Here is a 21,883-nt window from a genome sequence, read left to right as displayed (position 1 = left end):
ACCGGCTCAGCCATCCTCCGGGAACGTCTGCTCACACCAGATGACCTTGCCCTCCGGTGTGTGCCGTGTACCCCAGCGCTCGGTGAGCTGCGCAACGAGCATCAGGCCACGGCCGCCCTCGTCGAACGCACGGGCTCTGCGCAAATGTGGCGCTGTGTTGCTGCCGTCGAGTACCTCACAGATCAGTGATCGGTCGAGGATGAGCCGCAACTGAATGGGGGAAGCGCCGTACCGGATGGCATTCGTGACCAATTCGCTGACGACCAACTCGGTGATGAATCCGGCCTCCTCGTAACCCCAGTCGCGCAGTTGACGGACCGCCTGCACACGGGTTCCCGACACCGCTTCGGGGTCGGCGGATACGTCCCAGGTGGCGACATGGGCGGCGTCGAGGTGCTTGACCCGTGCCAGCAACAGCGCGGCGTCGTCGGCCGGATGGTCGGGCAGCAGCGCTCCGACGACCCGCTCGCACAGGGCGTCCGGCGAGGCCCGCACGTCCGACAGTTCGCGCAACAGCCGTTCGAGTCCCGCGTCCGCGTCCTGCTGCCGCGACTCGACCAGACCGTCGGTGTAGAGCGCGAGGACGCTTCCCTCCGGCAACTCCACCTCGGACGACTCGAACGGCAGCCCACCCAGACCCAGTGGAGGGTTGGCAGGCAGTTCCAAGAGCACGGATGTCCCGTCCGGCCGCACCACCACGGGGAGCGGGTGCCCGGCACGGGCGAGGCAGCAGCGGCCGGACACCGGGTCGTAGATGGCGTACAGACAGGTCGCTCCGATTTCGTTCGCGGTGGTGCCCTCCGTCCCCGCCTCGGACTCGGAGGCCAGTCGGATGACGAGGTCGTCGAGGTGGGTCAGCAGTTCGTCCGGAGCCAGGTCGACGTCTGCGAGGGTGCGCACCGCGGTGCGCAGCCGACCCATGGTCGCCGAGGCCTGGAGGCCATGACCGACGACGTCGCCAACGACGAGCGCCACCCGCGCCCCGGACAGGGGGATCACGTCGATCCAGTCGCCGCCCACCCCGAGTTCGGGGGCGCCCGGCAGGTAGCGAAAGGCCGCCTGTGCCGCGGACTGCTCGGGCAGTCGTCGAGGCAGGAGGCTCCGCTGCAATGTCAGGGCCGCCGTGTGCTCACGCGTAAATCGCCGGGCATTGTCCAGGCAGACCGCGGCTCGCGCCACCACCTCCTCGGCCCGGGACAGGTCCTCCGCCTCGTAGGGCTCGGAGTGCAGTGAACGGAGGAACATCGCCACGCCCAGCGTCGTGCCACGGGCGTCCACGGGCACGATCATCCAGGAATGGAAGCCGAATTCCTCTACCTTGGCCATGCGCAGAGGATCCTCCGTCACCCAGAAAGCCGCCTCACTCATGGTCCGGTACAGCGCGGAACGCCCGGTGGCCAGGCAGTGGGCCTGCGCCGAGTTCGCCGGGTAGAAGTCCACAGCGCCCACGGGGACCACGGCCTCCGGAGTGCCCTCGTGAATGGACCGGTTCGCCACCCGGCGCAGCACGGCCCCGGTGGCCGGGCCGGGCAGGGGCTCCTCGCCACTGAGCAGCGCATCCACCAGGTCGACGCATACGAAGTCGGCGAGCCGTGGAACCGCCAGATCAGCCAGTTCCTGCCCGGTGCGCATCACGTCCAGGGTGCGGCCGATGCGTACGCTGGCCTCGTTCAGCAGCGCCAGTCGCTCCTGGGCGCTGCGCTGCTCGGTCGAGTCGGTCACGGTGACGCACACTCCGACCACCTGGTCGTCCCGGTTGCGCAGCGGTGAGGCCGAAGCGGTGAGGCGCCGGTCATGACGGGGGTCGGTCCTGGTCCTGACCCGCACGAGGAAACCCTCTTCCGCCCGCGCCGTCTCCAGCACCCGGCGCACTCGCGCCTCCCACCGTGTGGCGTCGGCCCCGGCCAGGGCGGCGGACAGACCCCGGCCGACTTGCTCCGCCTCGGACACGCCCAGCAGACGCCGCATCGCTTCGTTCTGAAGTACGCAGCGCAACTGCGTGTCGTAGATCGTCACCGCGACGGGACAGCCCGTCTGAAGCCAGTGCGCCAGCGTTCCGCCCGCCAGAAGAGCCTCTCCGGGCTCCTGGGCCAGGAGCCACAGCGGTTCCTCGCCGACGCCGCCGGCCAGCCGAGACGCCCATATGGGCACCTGCCGGCTCCGACCGTCCACGCGACGGATGTCCAGTCTTCCGTGCCATTCATCCGGGAAGGTCAACCAATGAGGCTGCGTCCCCAGCAGATCAGCCACCGGATGGCCGACGGCCTCCGCGGAGTCAAGGCCGATCAGCAGGGCCGCACTGGTGCTCCACGCCACGACACGGCCTTGTGCGTCCGTCACGGCCAGCGGTGCACCCGGGCTCCCGTGACGCGTACCCGATTCGCCGGACGCGGAGATACCGTCCTTCATGCATTCCAGAGTGACCCTGGGCTCGTGAACAATCAACCGGCAGGTGACGGCATGCCCCGATGGCCCTGCCTGCGCCCCGGCTCGCCCGTGGAGCCGGTAGCGGTCGGCCCGGAGCCCGGCGTCCGGCGGCAGGTCTGGACGCACCCCGCAGCTCGGCTCACTGCTTCAGGTCCCGCAAGGCGTTGACGATCTCGTCGGTGGTCGAGATCCGGTGGGCGTAGCGCGGCCAGTTCAGCTCGACGGTCGCGCGCTGCGTCTCCATGGTGAAAGTGGCCACGGCGTCTGAAACGAAGGTGACGTTGTATCCCATTTCAACGGCATTGCGGCCGGTCGAATCCACGCAGGTATTGGTGGTGAGACCGCAGAGGATCAAGTGGTTGATGTCACGCTGGCGAAGCTGCACATCCATGTCCGTACCGTGAAACGCGTCGAAGGTCTTGTGTACGGTGACGACCACTTCGCCTTCGACAGGTGTGAAGTCGGGGTGGAACTCGGCGCCCCAGGTGCCGGCCTGGAACAGCTGGGCCTGAAGCATGCCCTCATGGCTGGGCGTGCGGTGCTTCCACGGCCCGTAGTCCCACGGCTGAGTCTCCATCGGAGCATGCAGTACCTGGATCCCGGCGGCGCGTGCCCCCTGAAGGACACGCTTCATGTTCGGCACCGTGCCGACCTCCTGGCAGACCTCTCGCAGCCCCGGCCACGCCTTGCCCTCCTCGGCGATGAAGTCATTGGTGGCGTCGATGACGACGAGGGCGGTTCGCTCCCGCGTGTACATGCTGTTCCCTTTCGGTAGTCGAGAAATTAGCTCGTACGAGCATACTAGCAAAAGGGTAGCTCGTACGTACGTACTGGTATCATCATGAGCGGGTCTAGGAGGGCATGATGGGGCAGCGAACAGACACCCGGGACCGCATCATCCGCGCGTCACTGCAGGCCATGCGAGAACGCGGCTACGGTGCCACCGCGATCAGCGACATCGTGAACGCGTCCGGGGCCCCCCGCGGGTCCGTGACCTTCCACTTCCGTGGCGGCAAGGACGAAATAGCACGCGAGGTGGTCACCCTCCGGACCGCACAACTGCTGGAGCGGCTCGAAGCGACCGCAGCCGAAAGCGAATCGGCTGCCGACTTCATGACAGCGTGTGTGGACGCGGTCGCCGCCGAGTTCACCGACTCCGACTTCACGGCCGGATGCCCGGTCGCCCCCATCTGCATCGAGCGCTCCGCACAGTCGTCCGCACTCCGGCAGGCCGGCGCGGACTTCTTCCGGGCCTGGCGGGGATCCCTGGCCCGGCAGCTCACCAGGCACGGCATCGACGGCCCGCGAGCCGACCGCCTCGCGACGCTCGCCGTCAGCGCCATCGAGGGCGCGCTCATCATCTCTCGTGCCGAACGGACCGCCGATGCTCTCCTCGCTGTTCGCGACGAATTGCGCCTGCTCCTCACCTCGTAGTACTCGGCTACCGCCCTCCCTGTGGGGCAGTGGTGCGGGCCGTTCGATGTGCGGGGTGACCAGTCACCCGCCTGCGGCGCCGCCGCCTCACGCGGAGGCCGAGCGGGCCGTCACGGCCATCACCTCGTAAGGCCGACCGGAGCACAGGAGTTGGTTGGTTCGCTGTCGCGTCCCTACCATGCGGCCCGCTCAAGGACCCTGAGCGTGGCGAGCACGGCCTCCTCCGAAACGACGTCCAGGGGCATGCGTTCCAGGGCGTCCGAGATCGGCTCCACGCTGACCGGCGGGAGAGTGTCCGACGAGGCGCGAACGGCGCGGAGGAAGTGCACGGTGTCCAAACCTCCGCGGCCGGGATGGTGCGCAGATGCCGGGCCTCCCGAGCGAGGCCGACGCCCGGTCTCGCCATGACGTCCGAAAGCTGCACGACGGCAACGTCGGCCAGCGAGTCCGCGGAAAGCTCGTCGACCGTGCTTCCGGAGCGGAAGAAGTGCACGATGTCGAGGACGATCGCTGCGTTCGGGGCGCCTGCGTGTGTCACGAGCCGCCGTGCTTCCTCAAGACCGCGTACGACCGAGTAGGGTATGAACTCCAGCGCCACCGGAGTACCGGGATGACGCCCGCAGAGCGCGGCGAACTCGTCGGCGACCCGCGACAGGTCTCCGGTGAACGCGGCGGTCTGCACGCGATTGGGCGCGAGGACTTCGACGAGGTCCTCGACGAGGGCACTCGCATGGCGTGTGGGCCCGTCGTCACAGAGGGCGCACCAGTTCGAGCTCTGCCACGACAAGCCCGGCATCGGCGATGCGCTCGGGCAGTTCCTCGAGGGCGATCTCGCGATCGAGGGCGGAGACGCATTGCCCCACGGTGAGCCCGATTCCCGGGTAGCCGCTGGCGCTCGCCGCGGCGAGGATCTCGGGCAGAGGCCGGTCTCGGAAGGAGATGGCCCCGGCGGTGCCGGCCGGGAACCTCCAGCGGCGACCGGTGGGCGAGCGTCGCGCGGCGGGCCCGGTTCTCCGGCACCGGGTTGACCACCGGCCCGCGTCCGAAGTGCAGGTGGAAGGCGTAGAAGCCATGCACCGGCGACAGGTGGTGCGCGATCGTCGCCGGGGCGTAGCCCGCCGCCAGTACCCGCTTGCCCCTCGTGGGGTTCACCGACCCGGGCGGGAACCCGCTCACGACGTCTGTGCCGCTGCGGATTGTGGGCCGACCGCAGCCAGCCCACCATCGCGGCCGCCTGCGCCTCGGTGGCCTGTTCTCAGCCGACATCCATGGTCCACACACCCGGAACCAGCGCAGCAGGTCGTACGCGTGACTCCGGCATGTCAGCGGACTCACGTCCCCCAGCAGACGGTCCCGGAGACAGCTGCTGACCGGACCCGGGAGAACTCATGCGACAACGCAGAGTGGTGACACTGGACGTTCCCAGTCCGTGTTTCAGAGGGGGCACCATGCGGGCGCAGCAGACCGGTGACGAGCAGTGGAAAGGATTGCAGCGCCCAGGATCCGCGAAGGCCGTGCGACAGTCCCGGTCCGGCGGCGGAACGACCGCGAAGTCGATGCTGCAACTCCAGCGTCTCGCCGGGAACTCAGCAGTGTCCCGCACCATCGAAGAACAGCGGCACGCGCACACCGCGGACTGCGGGCACACACCCCCCGTCCAGCGCACGGCGGCGCCGTCAGGTCCCGCTCCCGTGGTCCAGCGCATGCAGCAGGACGAACTGCACCGGCACCCGCCGAGCCCCGCGCTGCGGGTACGGGGTCCCCGCAACTCCCGCGCGAGCGACCGCACACCGAACGCGCTGTCGGCGGCCGAATGGCAGAGCCTGCCGCAGGCCACCCGGGACGCCAGCCACAAGCAGCGCGTGGACGTCGCAGCGGACCCGCAGACGCTCCAGGAGACCGATCCGCTGCTCCACTACCGCCTGAGCAGCATTCGCAGGCTGGCGCCGGGCGTTCCCCCCATGGCCGGGCGCAACGAGGTGCTGGAGGGCATCGGCCGCGCCGACCCGCGAACGCTCGGCTACTGGAACCGCCAGGACGCACGCGACACACAGCTCGGCCGCGACGCGCGAGCCGCGCGCCACGCGTACATGGAGACTTCCGAGGACCGGCAGCGGCGCCATCGGGCCGTGGAGGACACACTGGCCGGAGCCGGCTCCCAGGACGCGATGGGCGACCTGCGCGCACTGCTGGAGCGGTTCGAGGGCGTGGCCATCGGCGGCGCCCACTCCGGGGCACCGATCTGGCAGTTCCTGTACTCATACATGGAGCAGATCCAGGCCGCCGGCGTGCGCACCCTCTACCTGGAGAGCATCCGGGACGACGGTTACCAGTCGCACGTCGACGCCTACCTCGCCGACGGGACCATGAGCCCCGAGCTGCGGGCGTTCGTCACCCGCTACGACACCAGCATGAACCTGGGCGCGACCGGGCTGGGGGCGGTGCTGGAGGCCGCCCGGACGCACCACATCCGGGTCAAGGGCCTGGACGGCCGCCCGGCCCGCCGTCCCACGATGTCGGCGACTTCCCTCTACCAGCGCGTCGCCGCCATGAACACCTACGCCACCCAGATCGTCACCAACGACCGGCGCCGTCCGTCAGCGACGGGCGGCTACCTCATGGAGCTGGGCAGCTCGCACACCGGCATGCACGCGGGCCCTCCGCAGAACGCAACGGTGCACGGGGCACAGTTCCAGGCGGGCGAGGGCTTCCCCGGCGTGGACGACCTGCTGGGCATCCCGGCAGTCGACTACCAGGACGACGACCGCTTCCGCCGCCTGCCCAACTCCTGACGGCAGGGCCAGGCCGCGGAAACCGCCGCCTACGGCGCCGGTACCAACCGGGCCTCTACCGGGTCCGGTTCACGCACCCGCGCCAGCCGGTCGAGCATCCGCTGCCTGGCCTGGGGTGGCGCGGCGCGACAGGAGGTGCCGTAGGGCTGGCCGCAGGAGCCCAGCTCGATGTGTCGCCTCTCGAAGTATCTGTTGAACTCATTCCATTCCGTCTCGGACGGTGCCCGGTACTCGCTTGATCAGCGCCCGCCGAGTCGAGCTGGTCAAAGAGTTGGTGCAGTCAACTGACCACGGCCGGCACTCCCCCTGCGTCCACCCTGGCTGCTCGGGCCAGGATGGACGCAGGGGCCATGGACCGGGCTCACGCGAGTGCGGTCACCCGGCGGACGGCGGGGCGCCTGCCAACGCGGCGGTGAGCAGCCGGCGCAACACGGTCTCCGTGACCGGAGCGGGGTTGGCGTACGGAGCTGCCAGTACGCGGGACACCACGGTGTCCACTCCCGCCTCCGGCAAACCGAGCCGAGCGAGCGCCATCTCGGCTCCGAGGCTCTCGGCGAGAGAGAACAGATGGGTCGCGGGGTCCTCAATACCCAGTGCTTCACGCAGGGCGGCGAGTGCCTCCGGGGCGGCGCCGAGATTCACGGCGAGTACGTGCGGCAGGACCGCGGTGTGCACCTCCGAGTGCGGCAGGTCGAACGCGCCGCCAAGCACGTGGCACAGCTTGTGGTGCAGCGACATCGTCGTCGCCCCGAGGGCCGACCCCGCGAGCCACGCACCGTAGAGGGCCTCCGTGCGGGCGTCCAGGTCGCTGGGGGCGGCGACGATCCGCGGCAGAGCGCTCGCCAACGCGCGGACGGACTCGGCCGCGATGAGCGAGGTGACCGGGGAGGCGTCCGGTGCGTACAGGGCTTCCGCGGAGTGCGCCAGGGCGTTGAGGCCGCTGGTCAGGGACAGCGCGGCGGGCAGTGTGACGGTGAGATCGGGATCGTAGAGCACGAGCCGGGGCAGCACCTTGGGGTGTCGTCCCGTCGTCTTGCCCGTCGCGTCGGTCAGCCCCCAGACCGGAGTCATCTCCGAGCCGGCATAGGTCGTGGGGACGGCGACGATGGGCAGGCCGGTCTGCTTCGCGACGGCCTTGGCGAGCCCTACGGCGGATCCGCCGCCGACGGCCAGACACCCATCGGCGGCGATCTCCCGGGCCCGGTCCACGGCCGCTTCGGCGGCCTCGACCGGCACGTGCATCGCGGCGTGCGGGTGCAGCGCGCCCACACTCTCGCCGAGCGACTCAGTGAGTGCTGACGCCAAATCGGCCTGCAGTGGTGTGCACACCACGAGCAGCCGCTTCAGTCCCAGCCGCTCGACCTCTTCGCCCAGCCGGTCACGCGCACCGACGCCGAACACGACGCGTCCGGGCCTGCTCTCATGGATGAAGTCCCGGCTCATCGTCCGGCCCCCTCGATCAGGTCGAGAACGACGTCGAACTCGATCAGCCGGAACGGGTTGTCTACGCCGTAGTGCTCGGCCCGGGACGGGTCGTCGACGACGGTGACCGGGCGGATCAGTGTCTCCTTCACCCCGAAGACGGTGTCGGAGTCCAGGTAGGGGCTGCCCTCGATGAAGACGTGCGTGGTCAGCGATGCGTGCCCGGCGGCTTCGGCGATCACGTGGATGTGCGCTGGACGGTTGGGGTGGCGGCGTGTGGCGGCCAGCAGCCTTCCGACGGGTCCGTCGTCCGGGATCGGGTAGTAGCGGGGTACCACCGTTCGCAGCCAGAACCGTCCCTGCTCGTCCGCGGTGAACAGTCCGCGGAGGTTGAGTTCGGGCTGCACGTCCGGCTGCTGGACGTCGTAGTAGCCGGCCCCGTTGGCCTGCCAGACGTCGACCAGCGCTCCCGGCAGGGCAGTCCCGCCGCTCGACCGGACCTGCCCGGCGAACACACACGGCTCTCCATTCCCGTCGAGGGAAATGGTCGCGCCCAGCTCGCGAGGCGGAGAGTCCACCATGTGGAAGGGCCCGAGGACGGTGGTGTCCGTCGCCGCGGCGGACCGCCGGTTGTTGATGGCGTCGACCAGCATGGAGACCCCGAGTACGTCCGAGAGCAGGACGTACTCCTGCCGGGTGTCGTCGCACATGTGGCCGACGGCGGTGAGGAAGTCGATGCCGGCCTGCCATTCGGCGTGGCTCGGCTCAATGTCCTTGACGAACGCGTGCAGGTGTTCGACCAGGCTGGTCAGCACCTCCTTGAGACGCTCGTCCGGAGTGTTGCGCAGGCTCTCGGCCACGACTCGGGCGGAGTTCTCCTCGCTGAATCCCGGACCGGTCGCCACCCGCCTTGGAGTCTGGACCGTCATCGCTTGTCCTCACGGTTCCTCGTCGTTGTCCAGCCGGGCGCGACCAGGGCTGCTTTCCGCAGCACGTCCGCGCCCGCCTCGTACGCCTGCCGTGCCGACTCGGCCGCGGGCTGGGCGTCGAGTTCGTCGGAGAAGACCTCCACCGACACCGGCATCTCGATCCCGCGCTCACGCAACGCGTTCAGCAGGCCCTGGGTGTCGCCGGCTCCCGCACCGGGCAGGAGTCGCCCGTGTCGGGACTCCTCGGCCATCTGCGGACCGGGTTCTGCCGCCACGTCGCACAGCTGCATCGAGGTGAAGGCGGAGGCGGGGATGCCGTCGAGGTCGGTGACCCGGGCTCCGGAGCGGAACCAGTGCCAGAGGTCGACGATGATTCCGCCATTGGGACGGCCGGCGGCGGCCACGACCTGCCAGACCTCGCCGATGGTCCGCACGCCGCTGTAGGGAAGGAACTCGAACCCGACCAGCACACCGTGCTCGGCCGCCCGGTCGCAGAGCGCGCCGAAGGGCTCGACCAGATCCGCGAGTGGGTGCTCGGCGAACATCGGCACGTTGAGCTGACGGACTCCGACACGGTCGGCGAACCGGAAGATCGTCTCCTCGACGGGGTCCGGGCCCTGGGACCAGTCCCAAAGGTGTTCGAGTTCGAGGACGCGCAGACCGAAACGCTCCAGGAGTTCGCCGGTCTCCTCGTCGGACAGCCCGGGGTCCAGGAGGTCAGAAACCCGCAGGCCGAGGCCGACGAACCCTGCGGCGGCCGCGGCCGCCGCGCGCGTGGGAAGGTCGGCCGCGCGCAGTGTGCTCGCGCTGCACGTCAGTTGCAGTTCCGTCATGGGAATTCCTCATTCTCCGGCGTGCGGATCGCCGGCGGTGGTGGAGCCGGCAAGCCATTTCGCGCCCTCGTCGTAGAGTCGTTGCACCACGGGCCCGGTAAGCCCGGGCAGCCCGGTCTTCACCGTGAAGCCCGCCTTCGTCTGGAGGTAGCCGAGATGGCGGTAGCCGACCGGGAATCGGCCGAGCAGCTCAGGATCGAGCTGGAGCCGCGCATCGGGGTCGACCACGTCGAGCCGATCCTTCTCGTAGATCGGCTGCCTGCGCACGATCGTCCAGCGCCCTTCGTGCCGGGCGCAGAAGTCGTAGAACCGGCCCGTGCACACCACGTCGACCAGCACCCCGTCGACCTCTGCACGCTGGTTGATCGTCATCTTCGTCTGCGCGATCGCTCGATCACCCATGACATCGGCGCTGTGCCCGCCGAGGAAGTGCAGGATCGACACCCCTTGGTCGAAGCCCTCGCGGGAGACGGCGATGAAGTCCGGGGCCGGGCCCTGGAACCACGTTGCGGTCATCCATCCCTCGTCGGGGTGCCAGACAGTGGCGAAGCGGTCCCAGTCCCCCGCGTCGCGCCATATTGCCCAGTTCTCGACGAGTTCGCGGATCGCGGCACGGTCCTGGGCCTCGGCCGCTGTCGACGCGCCCATCAGGCGGCCAGGAAGGTGTCGAGAGCGGACAGGACGGCGGCGGGGCGTTCCTCGACGACCCAGTGTCCGCAGTCCGGGATGGACCCGCCGGTGACGTCGGTGGCGAACTCCCGGAGCATGTCCACGATACGAGGTCCCCACCGGTCCTCACCGCCAAGGGCGAGGACCGGGATGGTCAGGGGCTGCTGGGCGAGCTTGCGGTTGTCCTCAGCGTCCTGGTGAAAGGCGCGGTACCACTCCAAGCAGCCACGGGTGGCGCCCGGCTGGGCGAACGCGCGGGCGTAGACACCGATTTCGTCGTCGGTGAAGGCACCGTGGTTGGTGCCACGGTCACGGAAGAACGCCTCGACGTAGCCGTACTCCCGTCCGTGAATGAGGAACTCCGGCATGTCCCGGTGCATGTGGAAGGCGAAGTGCCACACCTTCGGATCCGCGAAGATGCTGTCCCAGAGGGAGGCGCCGGGGAGCGGCGCGTCAAGGAAGCCGAGATGGCTGACTGCGTCCCGGTGTGTGGCGGCCCAGGCGTAGGCCACCATCGCTCCGATGTCATGGCCGACGACCTTCACCCGGTCGAAGCCCAGCGCCTCGCTCAGCGCGTTCAGCTCGTGAGCCATGGTGACCTTGTCGTAGCCGGTCAGCGGCTTCGACGACTGGCCGGCGCCCTTGAGATCCACGGCGATCACCGTGTGGGTGCGGGCCAGGCCGGGCATGACGGACCGCCACTCGTACCAGGTCTGGGGCCAGCCGTGCAGCAGGACGACCGCGGGTCCGGAACCCGCGACCACCGCGTGCAGTCGCACACCATCGGCCACCTCCTTCATCATGTGGTTGAACTCGACGGGTGTGTCGGACATCGGGTCATCCTTCGTTCGTAGTGGGGGTGAGCGGAGACATGCTGTCGGCGAGCGGCGCCGGGGCCCGGGAGGAGACGTCGTCCTGGTAGGCCCGTCCCTTGACGACCATGCACAGCGCGCCGATCGCGATGGGGGCGATGAGCAGCAGGAAAACTTGTTCGAAGGCGAGACCGAGGCTCGCCAGAGCAGTACCGGCCGCGCCACCCGCCACGGCCCCGACCCGTGACATCCCCGCCGTCCAGCTGGTGCCCGTCGAGCGGATGTCCGTCGGGTAGAACGTGGCTGAGACGACGGTGTAGCCGGTCGAGATCGAGTTGGTGCACATGCCCAGAATGAAGATCAGAACGGCGAGCAGCAGCGTCGCCCGGGGCAACACGGCGATCAGCAGCGCCGCTCCCGCACCGAGGACCGAGGTGAGTACGAGTGTGCGGTGCGGGCCGGTTCTTTCCTGAAGCAGTCCGATCGCTACGCAGCCGATGACGCCCCCGACCTGGAGCAACGTCGTGAGCAGGGAGATCTCGCCGGTGCCGAAGCCGGCGTCGGTGAACAGGAAGGGGAGCCACGTGTTGGTGAGGTACACAGTGAACATCACGGCCATATAGCCGATCCAGAGCGTGAGCGTACCGGTCCGCAACGGCTGCCTGAGCAGGGTCGCGATCGGGTAGTTGCGGGTCCGCGCCACCGTCTCGCGGGCGAAGACGGTGCCGGGCCCGGCGCTGTCCGGCTCGATGCGGTTGCAGAAGCGGACGAGCCGGTCGTGGTGGCGGCCCGAGTTGGCGAGGAATCGCGGGGATTCGGGGAGAATGGCCACCACCATGGCCAGAACCGCCGCTGCGACCACTCCGGCCAGGACGAACGCCGTCTGCCAGTCCGTCGCGGCGACGGTGAACGGGACGGCCAGAGCCGCGATCGCCGCCCCGGCCGGGAAACCCGCCCAGATCACGGCGACCGCAGGCCGTCGGTGTCGCTCCGGGACTGTCTCGGTGACCAGCGCGGCGACGTTGGGCATGGAGGCTCCCAGGCCCAGTCCGGTGACCAGGCGCAGGAGACTGAAGCTGGTGACGCCGGTGGTCAGCGCTGTGAGCGCGGTCGCGACCGCGAACACGGCGATCGACCATGCGATCACCGGCTTGCGCCCGAACCGGTCGCCAAGGGGTCCCGCCACGAGCGAACCGAGGCCCAGCCCGACCAGGCCGCTGGTGACCGCTGGGGCGAGCTGCGCGGTGGTGATCGACCAGTCGGCTTTCAGGTCGACGGTCATGAATCCCACGAGGGTGACCTCCAGACCGTCGACGACGATGCAGAGGAGACAGGCGAACAGCGCACTGAGCTGAGATCTGCTCAGGGGATTTCGGTCGATGACGCTGCGTACATCGAGCGTGGCAGATGTGGACATGGGTATCTCGGCTCTGTGAGGACCTGATCGGGCCCGTCCGATCAGTGGGGGGATCGTCGTCGCTCAGGACTGCCCTCTGCCAACCTCGAGTGCCGCTCAGCGGCAGTTCCGTTGAGCGGGAGGGTGGAACCGTGCCGGTGGGCAGTGGCTTCTCACGCTGCCTTCGTTGGCGAGCTGCAGAGTCTCGAGTGAGTGCCGGCAGGAACGGCCCGGGTTCGCGGCGTGGGCCGTCATCACTGGTGGGCGTTCTCGGCAGGCCAGGAACACCCGGATTGTCCGATCACGGTGTACGCGCGCACCGCTCGATGGCGGAGGCGACCTGTTCCATGGCGGGCGAGTTGCGGTTCACGCGGCGGGCCAGGAGCAGGTCGACCGACTCGGGATCCGCCAGCGGCACATAGGTCACGCCGTCGAGGCTGAGGCTGCGGACCGACTGAGGTACCAGGGCCACACCGTGACCGGCCGCGACGAAGACGACCAGGGTGGCCGTCTCGCCGACTTCGGTCAGTGAGACCGGCCGGAATCCCGCCCGCTCGCAGGCGGCCAGCACCCGGTCGTACATGGACGACCGGGACCGTGACGGATGGACCACGAACGGTTCGTCGGCCAGGGCCTCCAGTGAAATGTTCCGACGGCCCGCCAGCGGGTGGTGCGAGGGCAGCACCGCCACCAGGGGTTCGGAACGCAGCGGCGTGACGCGGAGCTCCGCGTCGTCGACCTCGCCACGGACCACCACGAGGTCGTACGTGCCGTGGTGCAGGCCCTCAAGGAGTTCCGGGGTGAGCAGCTCACCGCGCAGGTCCATGGTGATCCCGGGCAGCTCCGCCCGCACGGTGCGGGCGACCCGAGGCAGCACGTCGTAGGTGGCCGTGCCGATGAAGCCGACGGAGACCCGGCCCGCGTGCCCGGTGGCCAGCTCCCGCATATGAACGCGGGCGCACTCCTCCTCCGCGACGAGAGCGCGCGTAGTCGGCGAGCAGGCGGCCGGCCTCGGTCGGTTCGACTCGGCGGGTGGAGCGGATGAACAGCCGGACGCCGAGTTCGCGTTCAAGCTGCTTGAGCTGCTGGGACAGAGCCGGCTGTGCCACATGCAGACGGGCCGCCGCGCGACCGAAGTGGCACTCCTCGGCGAGGGCGAGGAAGGCCCTGAGCTGACGGAGTTCCATACCTCGACCTTATACGGACAGCTTATTAATCCATGCCAACTATGTCTTGGACTTGATGAACGGTGAGCTCCTACCGTGAGTTCGTGACCGACAGTTACCTGTACGCAGCAGCACGAACGCCCTTTGGACGATTCTCGGGAGCCCTCGCGAACGTCCGGCCCGACGATCTGGCGGCGCGGGCCGTCACCGGCACGCTGGCCAAGACCCCCGACCTCGACCCGGCGGAGATCGGTGACGTGGTCTGGGGGAACGCCAACGGGGCCGGTGAGGACAACCGAAACGTCGCCAGGATGGCCGTCCTCCTGGCCGGCCTGCCGACATCGGTGCCCGCCACGACCGTGAACCGGTTGTGCGGTTCCTCCCTGGACGCCGCGATCATAGGATCCCGCGCCATCGAGACGGGCGACGCGGACATCGTGCTCACCGGCGGCGTCGAGTCGATGACCCGGGCACCCTGGGTGTTGCCCAAGTCCGAGCGGCCGTTCCCCGCCGGTGACATCACGGCCGTGTCCACCGCGCTCGGCTGGCGGCTGGTCAACGAGCGGATGCCCAGGGAGTGGACGGTCTCCCTGGGCGAGGCGAACGAGCAGCTCGCCGACCGCTTCGACGTCGACCGCGAGCGGCAGGACGCCTTCGCCGTCCGCTCGCACACCCTCGCCGACGAGGCATGGAACGCGGGTTTCTACGACGACCTGGTCGTGCCCGTCGCGGTCCACGCCAACGGTGCCACACTCGACCGGGACGAGGGAATCCGCCCCGGTTCCACGCTCGAACGGCTCGCCGGGCTCAAGCCGGTTTTCCGCCCCGACGGCGTCATCACGGCGGGCAACGCCTCCCCGCTGAGCGACGGTGCCTCTGCCGTCCTGCTCGGCTCGGGTGCCGCAGCCGCGCGGATCGGTACCGACCCCCTCGCCCGTATCGCGGGACGCGGTGTGTTCGCCCTGGACCCCCAGATGTTCGGCTTCGCCCCGGTGGAAGCGGCGAACCGCGCCCTGAAGCACGCGGGCATCTCCTGGTCCGACGTCGCCGCCATCGAGCTGAACGAGGCGTTCGCCGTGCAGTCCCTCGCATGCGTCGACGCCTGGGCGGTGGATCCGGACATCGTCAACACCAAGGGCGGTGCGATCGCGCTGGGCCACCCACTGGGCGCGTCCGGCGGACGTCTGCTCGCCACTCTCGCCCACCGGCTCCGGGAGTCCGGCGAGCGGTGGGGCGTCGCGGCCATCTGCATCGGAGTCGGCCAGGCGCTTGCCGTAGTCCTGGAGAACGTCACAGGAGGCGCCCGATGACCGCACAGCTGTGCGCCACGCCGGACGAGGCAGTGGCCGGTATCGAGGACGGCTCCACTGTCCTGGTCGGCGGATTCGGTATGGCGGGGATGCCGGTCGACCTGATCGGCGCGCTGATTCGACAGGGCGCCTCGGACCTCATCGTGGTGTCCAACAACGCCGGCAACGGAGACACCGGACTGGCCGCGCTGCTGGCCAAGGGGCGGGTACGCAAGATGATCTGCTCCTTCCCACGCCAGACGGACTCGTGGGTGTTCGACCAGTTGTACCGCGCCGGCCGGATCGAGCTCGAGGTGGTTCCGCAGGGCAACCTCGCGGAACGCATGCGCGCGGCGGGGGCGGGTATCGGTGCCTTCTTCTGCCCCACCGGCGTCGGCACCCTCCTCGCCGAGGGCAAGGAGACCCGCGAGATCGACGGCCGCACTCACGTCCTCGAGTACCCGATCAAGGGCGATGTCGCGCTGATCGGCGCCCATCGCGCCGACCGCATGGGCAACCTGGTCTACCGCAAGACCGCCCGCAACTTCGGGCCGGTCATGGCCACCGCGGCGACCACGGTGATCGCGCAGGTGCGCGAGATCGTCGAGCCGGGCGAGATCGACCCGGAAACCGTGGTGACTCCGAGCATCTATGTCGACCGAGTGGTGCGGGAGGCGGCGCGCGCATGAACCCCACAAGCAACGTACGGGAGCACCTGGCGGAGAACGGGCAAGGCCCGCTGGGCAAGCACGACATGGCCGCCCTCATCGCGCGTGACATCCCCCAGGGCTCCTTCGTCAACCTGGGCATCGGCCTGCCGACCCTCGTCGCCGACCATTTGCCGGCCGACTCCGGCGTGGTGCTCCACACCGAGAACGGCATGCTCAACATGGGGCCCGCCGCGCAGGACGCCCAGATCGACCCGGACCTGACCAACGCCGGAAAGGTCCCTGTCACCGAACTCCCGGGATCCGCGTACTTCCACCACGCCGACTCGTTCGCCATGATGCGCGGCGGCCATCTCGACATCTGTGTCCTCGGCGCCTTCCAGGTCTCGGCCGCCGGCGACCTCGCCAACTGGCACACGGGCGCGCCCGACGCCATCCCCGCCGTCGGCGGCGCGATGGACCTGGCCATCGGGGCGAAGAGGGTGTTCGTCATGATGACCCTGTTCACCAAAGACGGCACACCCAAGCTGGTGCCCGAGTGCGGCTACCCGCTCACCGGCCTCCGCTGCGTCGACCGCGTCTACACCGATCTCGCGGTCTTCGACATCACACCTCGGGGAGTGCGCGTCACGAGAACCTTCGGCATCACGCCGGACGAACTCGCCGCACGCCTGGACATGCCGCTGACCGCCATCGCATAGCGACGCACGGTGGGTCGACGGGCTCGGCGAGTCGTTCGGTGAGCGCGGGAACCGCATCACACCCGGCCGGGAAGCCGTGTGCCTGGGATGTTCATTCCAGGCACACGAGGAATTCGAGAAGGCACGGTGTCCTGCACCGGTCACCGAAGCGACGGGTGCCCAGACGGTCCCCGTCCCGACGCGGACCGGAGGGAGATGCCGAGCGCCCGCCCCTCAGCTGAGTCGGCGGGTGATTCCAAGGGCCGCCGTGCGCACGGCCGGGGCCAGGTGTTCCACTCGTCGGTGCGAGTGCGTCACGATGCCCAGCGCACCTTGCAGTACGCCGGAACCGTCGTGGATGGGCGCGGCGACCGACACCGCGCCGAGCGTCATCTCCTCGTACGAGTAGGCGACGCCCTGCTGCACCGTCGCCGCCAGCGCGGCGGCCAGCCTTCCCGGCTGGACGATCGTGTGGCGGGTGAACACGGCCAGACCGGCCGCCGTAAGGTCGCGGCATACCTGCGGCGGTGAGAAGGCGAGCAGAACTTTGCCGACGGCGGTGGCATGCAGCGGCAGGCGGCCGCCGACGCGGGTGGCGGTCGGTACCGCCCGCTGGCTCGAGATCTTCTCGATGCACAGTGCCTCGCCATTGTCGAGTACCGCGAGCTGGACGTTTTCCTGCGATGCTTCGCAGAGGTCCTGCGCGAACGGCAGCGCTGCCTCGCTGAGCACCCGTTGCTGCGGCGCCAGTGAGCCGACCCGCCAGAGCCGGATACCGATACGGAAGTGCCGACCGTCCGGCAGGCGTTCGAGCCCGCCCCATGCCACCAGTTCGCCGATCAGCCGCCGGGCCGTGGAGAGGGGCAGAACGGCTCGGGTGGCGATCTCGGTCAAGGTGAGTTCCGGATGCGCCACGTCGAAACAGTCCAGGACAGCGAGGAGTCGTCCCGAGACGCTTTGCCCGGGGGAAGCGGAATTGCCGGCCACTATGGCCGCCGACTCGAAGTTCGGGACATGATCCGCCCTTTCCTGCCGGTTGGCGCCCATTCCACACACGACTGCCACTGGGTGGTGGTTGCGCGTGGTCGCGGGACCGCCGGGCGACAACGATTCATCATCACACGACCGACGACGAGTGGTAAGGGGAGCGATGTGGCACGCGCCCCGATCCCCTCGGTGATCTCGTGCGCGAGCTGGTTGCACCCTCACGCGGCGGTACACGGGCGTTGCGCCGGGCTCCTCGGCACGATCAAGCCCGGCGACAGACCACTCCTCAGCCCTTCAGTGACAGACTCACGGTCCGTACGATCTCCAGGCTGCGCAGTGCGTCCTCGACTGTGACGAGTGGCTTGGCCCGCCCGGCCGCGACGTCCGCGAAGTGCGCCAGCTGCCTCGCGAACGCGTCGGCACCCTCGACGGGACGGCGGGTCGCCTCGACCGGTTCGAGCCAGGATGGCTCCGGCTGCGTGAACACCGCCATGTCCGGCACGGAGAGAGCGCCCCGGGAACCCGCGATCAGAAGGCAGGGCTGACCCGGGTGATAGGGGAAGGTGGGGTCGTCCTCGGTGGCTTGGTCCCAGCCCCAGGGTGATACAGCGGAGTCCGAGCCGGCCAGTGTGCCAATGGCCCCGTTCTCGAACCTCATGACGATTCCCGCGGTGTCCTCGACCTCGAGCCCGCGCGCCTTGTTCGAGGTGATCGCCTCCACCGAGACGATCTCGCCCACCAGGTGGCGAAGCATGTCCACCTCATGGATCAGGTTGATCAGCAGCATCCCGCCCCCCGGGCGCCGCCGTCGCCACTCCACATCGAAGTAGGGGGCCGTCTTGTGTGTGGCCCAGATGGCCGCGACGGTACGGATCTCGCCAAGCTGCCCGGCCTTGATCACTTCCCCTGCGGCCGCAACCGCGGGATGGTGGCGCCGGTGATGCCCGATCAGTACCCGGGCGTCCGGGTCGGCGGCCAGCCGGTCGAGCAGGGGGCGCGCCTGTTCCCGGTCGACGGCCACGGGCTTCTCCACCAGAACCGCAAGGCCTGCGTCGAGGCAGTCCAGGGCGTGCGATACGTGCATCTCGCTGGGGCTTGCCACGATGATGCCGTCGAGGTCCCCGCGCGTCAGCATCTGCCGGTGGTCGGTGTACCGCTCGACGTCCCGCAGTTCCTCCGGCACGGCGCGGCCCGTGCCGAATGTCGGATCGGCCACGGCCACCAGGTCGGCCTGATCCGAACGCGCGATGAAGCGGCTGTGTCGCAGCCCGAACGTACCTGCCCCGATCAGTCCCAGTCTGCTGCGCTTCCCATCTTGTCCTGCCATCGGCGGAGCCTCCTCATCCGTGCGGTTCTCTCGCCGGGATCCTTGTCGAACCGAAGGTCGGCACACCAGGTTTGACTGCCGCTGAGTGGCATTGATGCTGGCAGGTGGAGCCGAGTGCTGGGCTCCACCCTGCCCAGGCGCGCGACGTGCGAGGAGGTTCCTTCGAGCCGTCGTCTCTCCGTCGGTGTCCACGTGCTCACCGGGCCGGTTCCGTCTGTCGTCGCTCGCGCGCGGCCCGCGCGTGGGCCTCCCTGACCCGCCGCCACCGCGTGACGCGATGGGCGCGCTCCTCGGTGACTGTGCTGCCTCAGGGGCCTGGCCGGGCCGCCCTTGTGGTCAGATGTAGCCTTCCCGCAGGGCATACGCGACCGCATGTGCCCGGTTGCGCAGATGCAGCCGGGTGGTCAGTCCGTGGATTACGTTTTTGACCGTGCGTTCGGAGTAGGACAGCTTGCGGGCGATCTCCCTGGTGTCGAGCCCCTCGGCCACCAGACGCAGCACATCCACCTCGCGCAGGGACATACCCGAGGGCAATCCGCCGGTGCGGCCGGCGGCGCTGCGGTGCAGCGCGCCCACCTGGCTGAGCAGCCGGCCCAGCAGGTCGGCCGGCAGATCCCCGTCGCCGTGCGCGGCCGCCAGCACGGCCTGCACCAGGCGCGTCGCGGTGGCCTCGTGCCGCCAAACGATCGCGCCGACGCCGCCCTCGATGACCTCCAGCAGCTCACCCTCCCTCAGCGAGCGGACCACCAGCACCGCTCGCGCCCCCTCACTGCGCACCAGGCGACGCAACCGGCTCAGCGTGCCCGCGTCCAGGACATCGTCGACGAGCAGTGCCACCGTCCCGGGGCCGGAGGCGTTCTCCTCACGGAGTTCGATCTCCGGGTACCGGCGCAACTGGCGGATCACGCCCTCGCGCAGGATCGGATCAACCGCCTGCACCGCCACGGGTATCCGCTCAGGGGCGCCGACCGTGCCGGTGCGTGCGGTGCGCGACGAGCTGAACATGTCTCCCCATCAATCCAGGTACCGATCACCTTCGGGAGGCCAGTGGCAGGCCCGCCGGGTGCCCGATGTCTTGAGGTACCCACGCACGTTCCGGAGACGGCTGGAGCGCTGGACGTTGACCAGCGGACACGCCCAGCAGGCCTTTGCATGGAACGTTCGCTCCTGTAGATAACAACGATGGATCCCGCCCGTCAAAACCGAACGTTCTATATCGGCCGCGGGATCGAGCCGGAAAGGGCCGCCTCGGCTGCGCTCTGCGTCCGGCAGCCACTCGTCGGGCCTGCTCATCGTGCCCCCTGTTGCTCGGCCGGCTCTCCGGCAACGTCGGTCGCCACAAGCCGTTCATCGCCACGCGTCGCCGACAGCCACGGCTGGACTGCACTCATCGCGCTCGGCGTCGCCGCGCCCGGCCGAGCGCCGCCGGACCTCGTCCGGCGGCACAACTCCACGTCCGGGCTCGCCCTCGCTCCGAGTCGGGCGACCGTGGACGCCCCCTGCCTCCCTCCCGTACCCCGCCCTCCGCGGTCCCGTCGGGGACGGGGCATCGGGAGGGCGGTCAGCGTCCGTACGCTTCCAGCAGCCGCAGCCACACTTCGCTCACCGTGGGGTAGGCCGGAACGGCGTGCCACAGCCGGTCGATGGGAACCTCGCCGACGACTGCGATCGTTGCCGCGTGGAGCAGTTCGGCCACATCGGGCCCGACGAGTGTGAAGCCGACGATCACCTTGCGGTGCTCATCGACGACCATACGGGCGTGTCCCTTGTACCCGTCGGCGTGCAGGGCCGATCCCGCGACGGTACCCAGGTCGTAGTCGACTACGCGGGTCCGGATGCCGGCGGCCTCGGCAGCGTTGGCGGTCAGGCCCACCGACGCGACCTCCGGCTCGGTGAAGACCACCTGCGGCACGGCGCGCTCGTCGGCTGTGGCCGCGTGACGGCCCCACGGGCTGTCGTCGACCGCTTCTCCCTTGGCGCGGGCAACGATGGCGTCGCCCACGGCGCGGGCCTGGTACTTGCCCTGATGGGTCAGCAGCACACGCCGATTGACGTCGCCGGCGGCGTACAGCCACCCGCCGCCGAGCGGCGCCTTGTCCTCTCCGAGGACCCGCAGGGTGTCGTCCACGGTGAGCCAGGCACCCGGTGTGAGACCCACGGCTTCCAGCCCGATGTCCTGGGTGTTCGGTGTGCGGCCGATCGCGACGAGGACCTCGTCGGCTTCGATGTCCTCGCCGTTGGTGAGCGTGATGTGCACGGTGCCGTCGCCGGCCCGCTTCACGGCCCCGGCCTCCGCACCGAGCAGCACCGAGACACCGGCTTCCCGCAGTGAGGCAGTGACCCGCTCTCCGGCGAACGGCTCCGCGAGCGGCAGGACACCGTCGCGGGCCAGCATCGTCACGGTCGATCCCAGCGCGGCGAACGCCGTCGCCATCTCGGACGCCACGACGCCGCCGCCGATGACGGCGAGCCGGCCGGGGACCGTACGCGCGGCGGCTGCCTCCCGACTGCTCCACGGCGTCGACTCGAGCAGACCGGGGATGTCCGGCAGCAGCGCGGCGGTGCCGGTCGCCACCACGACCGCGTGCCGTGCGGTCAGCGCGATCGTGGTGCCGGATTCATCGGTGACCTCGACACCCCGGTCGGCGCTGACCCGCCCCTGGCCGCGGTACAAGGTGATCCCGGCTGATTCGAGCCAGGACACCTGCCCGTCGTCCTTCCAGTTCGAGGCGAAGGCATCACGGCGGCCGAGCACCGCCGCGACGTCGAGGTCACCGGTCACCGCCTCCCGGGACCCCGGCAGCTGCCGGGCAGCGCGCAGCGCGGCCGCGCTGCGCAGCAACGCCTTGGTCGGCATGCAGGCCCAGTAGGAGCACTCACCGCCAACCAGTTCCCGTTCCACGATGGCGGCAGTCAGCCCGCCCTGTACCACTCGGTCGGCGACGTTCTCTCCGACAGGACCCGCGCCGATGACGATGACGTCATATGTGTGGTCGCTCATGTCAGGCCTCCTTGGCGGCACGGCCCAGGCGCAGGGCAGAGATGAGGAAGA

General features: G+C 69.5%; 19 protein-coding genes and 1 pseudogene. 5 read left to right on the top strand and 15 right to left on the bottom strand.

Features of this window, described 5'->3' with window-relative positions; all coding sequences use genetic code 11:
- Positions 1–6 precede the first annotated feature (6 nt).
- Both ACZ470_RS39175 and ACZ470_RS39170 read right to left on the bottom strand, forming a co-directional pair.
- Complete coding sequence (locus ACZ470_RS39175; RefSeq protein ID WP_468434743.1) at positions 7–2,151, bottom strand: SpoIIE family protein phosphatase; 2,145 nt, start codon at positions 2,149–2,151, stop codon at positions 7–9.
- Positions 2,152–2,566: 415 nt separating this feature from the next.
- Positions 2,567–3,184, bottom strand: a complete 618-nt coding sequence (locus tag ACZ470_RS39170) for a cysteine hydrolase family protein (protein WP_468434742.1) — start codon at positions 3,182–3,184, stop codon at positions 2,567–2,569.
- A 104-nt stretch (positions 3,185–3,288) separates the two neighbouring features.
- Between ACZ470_RS39170 and ACZ470_RS39165 the strand changes: the two genes are divergently transcribed.
- Positions 3,289–3,861, top strand: coding sequence for a TetR/AcrR family transcriptional regulator (locus tag ACZ470_RS39165; protein WP_468434741.1), 573 nt, complete (start codon positions 3,289–3,291; stop codon positions 3,859–3,861).
- A 173-nt stretch (positions 3,862–4,034) separates the two neighbouring features.
- Here ACZ470_RS39165 and ACZ470_RS39160 read toward each other — a convergent pair whose 3' ends face one another.
- Positions 4,035–4,190 carry a hypothetical protein gene (locus ACZ470_RS39160; protein ID WP_468434740.1) on the bottom strand — a complete coding sequence of 52 codons (156 nt, stop codon included), beginning with the start codon at positions 4,188–4,190 and terminating at the stop codon, positions 4,035–4,037.
- Positions 4,191–5,375: 1,185 nt separating this feature from the next.
- Here ACZ470_RS39160 and ACZ470_RS39155 point away from each other — a divergent pair.
- On the top strand, positions 5,376–6,653 hold the full coding sequence (locus ACZ470_RS39155; RefSeq protein WP_468434739.1) for a TraB/GumN family protein: 1,278 nt from the start codon (positions 5,376–5,378) through the stop codon (positions 6,651–6,653).
- Between the two features lie 375 nt (positions 6,654–7,028).
- Here the strand turns inward: ACZ470_RS39155 and ACZ470_RS39150 are convergent, their stop codons facing one another.
- The 8 genes and pseudogenes from ACZ470_RS39150 to ACZ470_RS39115 all read right to left on the bottom strand — a co-directional run.
- Positions 7,029–8,096, bottom strand: a complete 1,068-nt coding sequence (locus ACZ470_RS39150) for a maleylacetate reductase (RefSeq protein ID WP_468434738.1) — start codon at positions 8,094–8,096, stop codon at positions 7,029–7,031.
- Positions 8,093–9,004 (bottom strand): dioxygenase family protein, encoded by a 912-nt coding sequence (locus ACZ470_RS39145; RefSeq protein ID WP_468434737.1) that lies wholly within the window; start codon positions 9,002–9,004, stop codon positions 8,093–8,095. Before ACZ470_RS39145 ends, ACZ470_RS39150 begins: the two co-directional genes overlap by 4 nt.
- Positions 9,001–9,837, bottom strand: coding sequence for a sugar phosphate isomerase/epimerase family protein (locus ACZ470_RS39140; RefSeq protein WP_468434736.1), 837 nt, complete (start codon positions 9,835–9,837; stop codon positions 9,001–9,003). The genes ACZ470_RS39145 and ACZ470_RS39140 overlap by 4 nt, the downstream gene beginning before the upstream one ends.
- A gap of 9 nt (positions 9,838–9,846) precedes the next feature.
- Complete coding sequence (locus ACZ470_RS39135; RefSeq protein ID WP_468434735.1) at positions 9,847–10,485, bottom strand: nuclear transport factor 2 family protein; 639 nt, start codon at positions 10,483–10,485, stop codon at positions 9,847–9,849.
- Entirely contained in the window at positions 10,485–11,339 is an 855-nt protein-coding gene (locus ACZ470_RS39130; RefSeq protein WP_468434734.1) for an alpha/beta fold hydrolase, read from the bottom strand. The genes ACZ470_RS39135 and ACZ470_RS39130 overlap by 1 nt, the downstream gene beginning before the upstream one ends.
- Before the next feature lie 4 nt (positions 11,340–11,343).
- Positions 11,344–12,735, bottom strand: a complete 1,392-nt coding sequence (locus ACZ470_RS39125) for an MFS transporter (RefSeq protein WP_468434733.1) — start codon at positions 12,733–12,735, stop codon at positions 11,344–11,346.
- Between the two features lie 280 nt (positions 12,736–13,015).
- A complete protein-coding gene (locus tag ACZ470_RS39120; RefSeq protein ID WP_468434732.1) occupies positions 13,016–13,660 on the bottom strand; it encodes a LysR family substrate-binding domain-containing protein in 645 nt (214 codons plus the stop codon).
- A gap of 115 nt (positions 13,661–13,775) precedes the next feature.
- Positions 13,776–13,901: pseudogene (locus ACZ470_RS39115) on the bottom strand (LysR family transcriptional regulator); the annotation flags it as partial.
- Between the two features lie 83 nt (positions 13,902–13,984).
- Here ACZ470_RS39115 and ACZ470_RS39110 point away from each other — a divergent pair.
- The 3 genes from ACZ470_RS39110 to ACZ470_RS39100 are packed head-to-tail and all read left to right on the top strand — an operon-like array spanning position 13,985 to position 16,538.
- Positions 13,985–15,190 carry a thiolase family protein gene (locus tag ACZ470_RS39110; protein WP_468434731.1) on the top strand — a complete coding sequence of 402 codons (1,206 nt, stop codon included), beginning with the start codon at positions 13,985–13,987 and terminating at the stop codon, positions 15,188–15,190.
- Positions 15,187–15,858 (top strand): 3-oxoacid CoA-transferase subunit A, encoded by a 672-nt coding sequence (locus ACZ470_RS39105; RefSeq protein ID WP_468434730.1) that lies wholly within the window; start codon positions 15,187–15,189, stop codon positions 15,856–15,858. The genes ACZ470_RS39110 and ACZ470_RS39105 overlap by 4 nt, the downstream gene beginning before the upstream one ends.
- A complete protein-coding gene (locus tag ACZ470_RS39100; protein ID WP_468434729.1) occupies positions 15,855–16,538 on the top strand; it encodes a 3-oxoacid CoA-transferase subunit B in 684 nt (227 codons plus the stop codon). Before ACZ470_RS39105 ends, ACZ470_RS39100 begins: the two co-directional genes overlap by 4 nt.
- A 213-nt stretch (positions 16,539–16,751) precedes the next feature.
- Here ACZ470_RS39100 and ACZ470_RS39095 read toward each other — a convergent pair whose 3' ends face one another.
- The 4 genes from ACZ470_RS39095 to ACZ470_RS39080 all read right to left on the bottom strand — a co-directional run bounded on the left by ACZ470_RS39095 (position 16,752) and on the right by ACZ470_RS39080 (position 21,832).
- Positions 16,752–17,504, bottom strand: coding sequence for an IclR family transcriptional regulator (locus ACZ470_RS39095; RefSeq protein ID WP_468434751.1), 753 nt, complete (start codon positions 17,502–17,504; stop codon positions 16,752–16,754).
- A gap of 286 nt (positions 17,505–17,790) precedes the next feature.
- Positions 17,791–18,831 carry a Gfo/Idh/MocA family protein gene (locus ACZ470_RS39090; RefSeq protein WP_468434728.1) on the bottom strand — a complete coding sequence of 347 codons (1,041 nt, stop codon included), beginning with the start codon at positions 18,829–18,831 and terminating at the stop codon, positions 17,791–17,793.
- A gap of 336 nt (positions 18,832–19,167) precedes the next feature.
- On the bottom strand, positions 19,168–19,836 hold the full coding sequence (locus ACZ470_RS39085; RefSeq protein ID WP_468434727.1) for a response regulator transcription factor: 669 nt from the start codon (positions 19,834–19,836) through the stop codon (positions 19,168–19,170).
- Positions 19,837–20,392: 556 nt separating this feature from the next.
- Positions 20,393–21,832: a dihydrolipoyl dehydrogenase family protein gene (locus ACZ470_RS39080; protein ID WP_468434726.1), complete on the bottom strand. Its 1,440-nt coding sequence runs from the start codon at positions 21,830–21,832 to the stop codon at positions 20,393–20,395.
- Between the last annotated feature and the right edge of the window lie 51 nt (positions 21,833–21,883).

The organism is Streptomyces sp. NPDC031111 (genome assembly GCF_055570675.1).
Note: the sequence above shows the minus strand (reverse complement) of the source record. Positions and strands in the feature narration are given on the sequence as shown.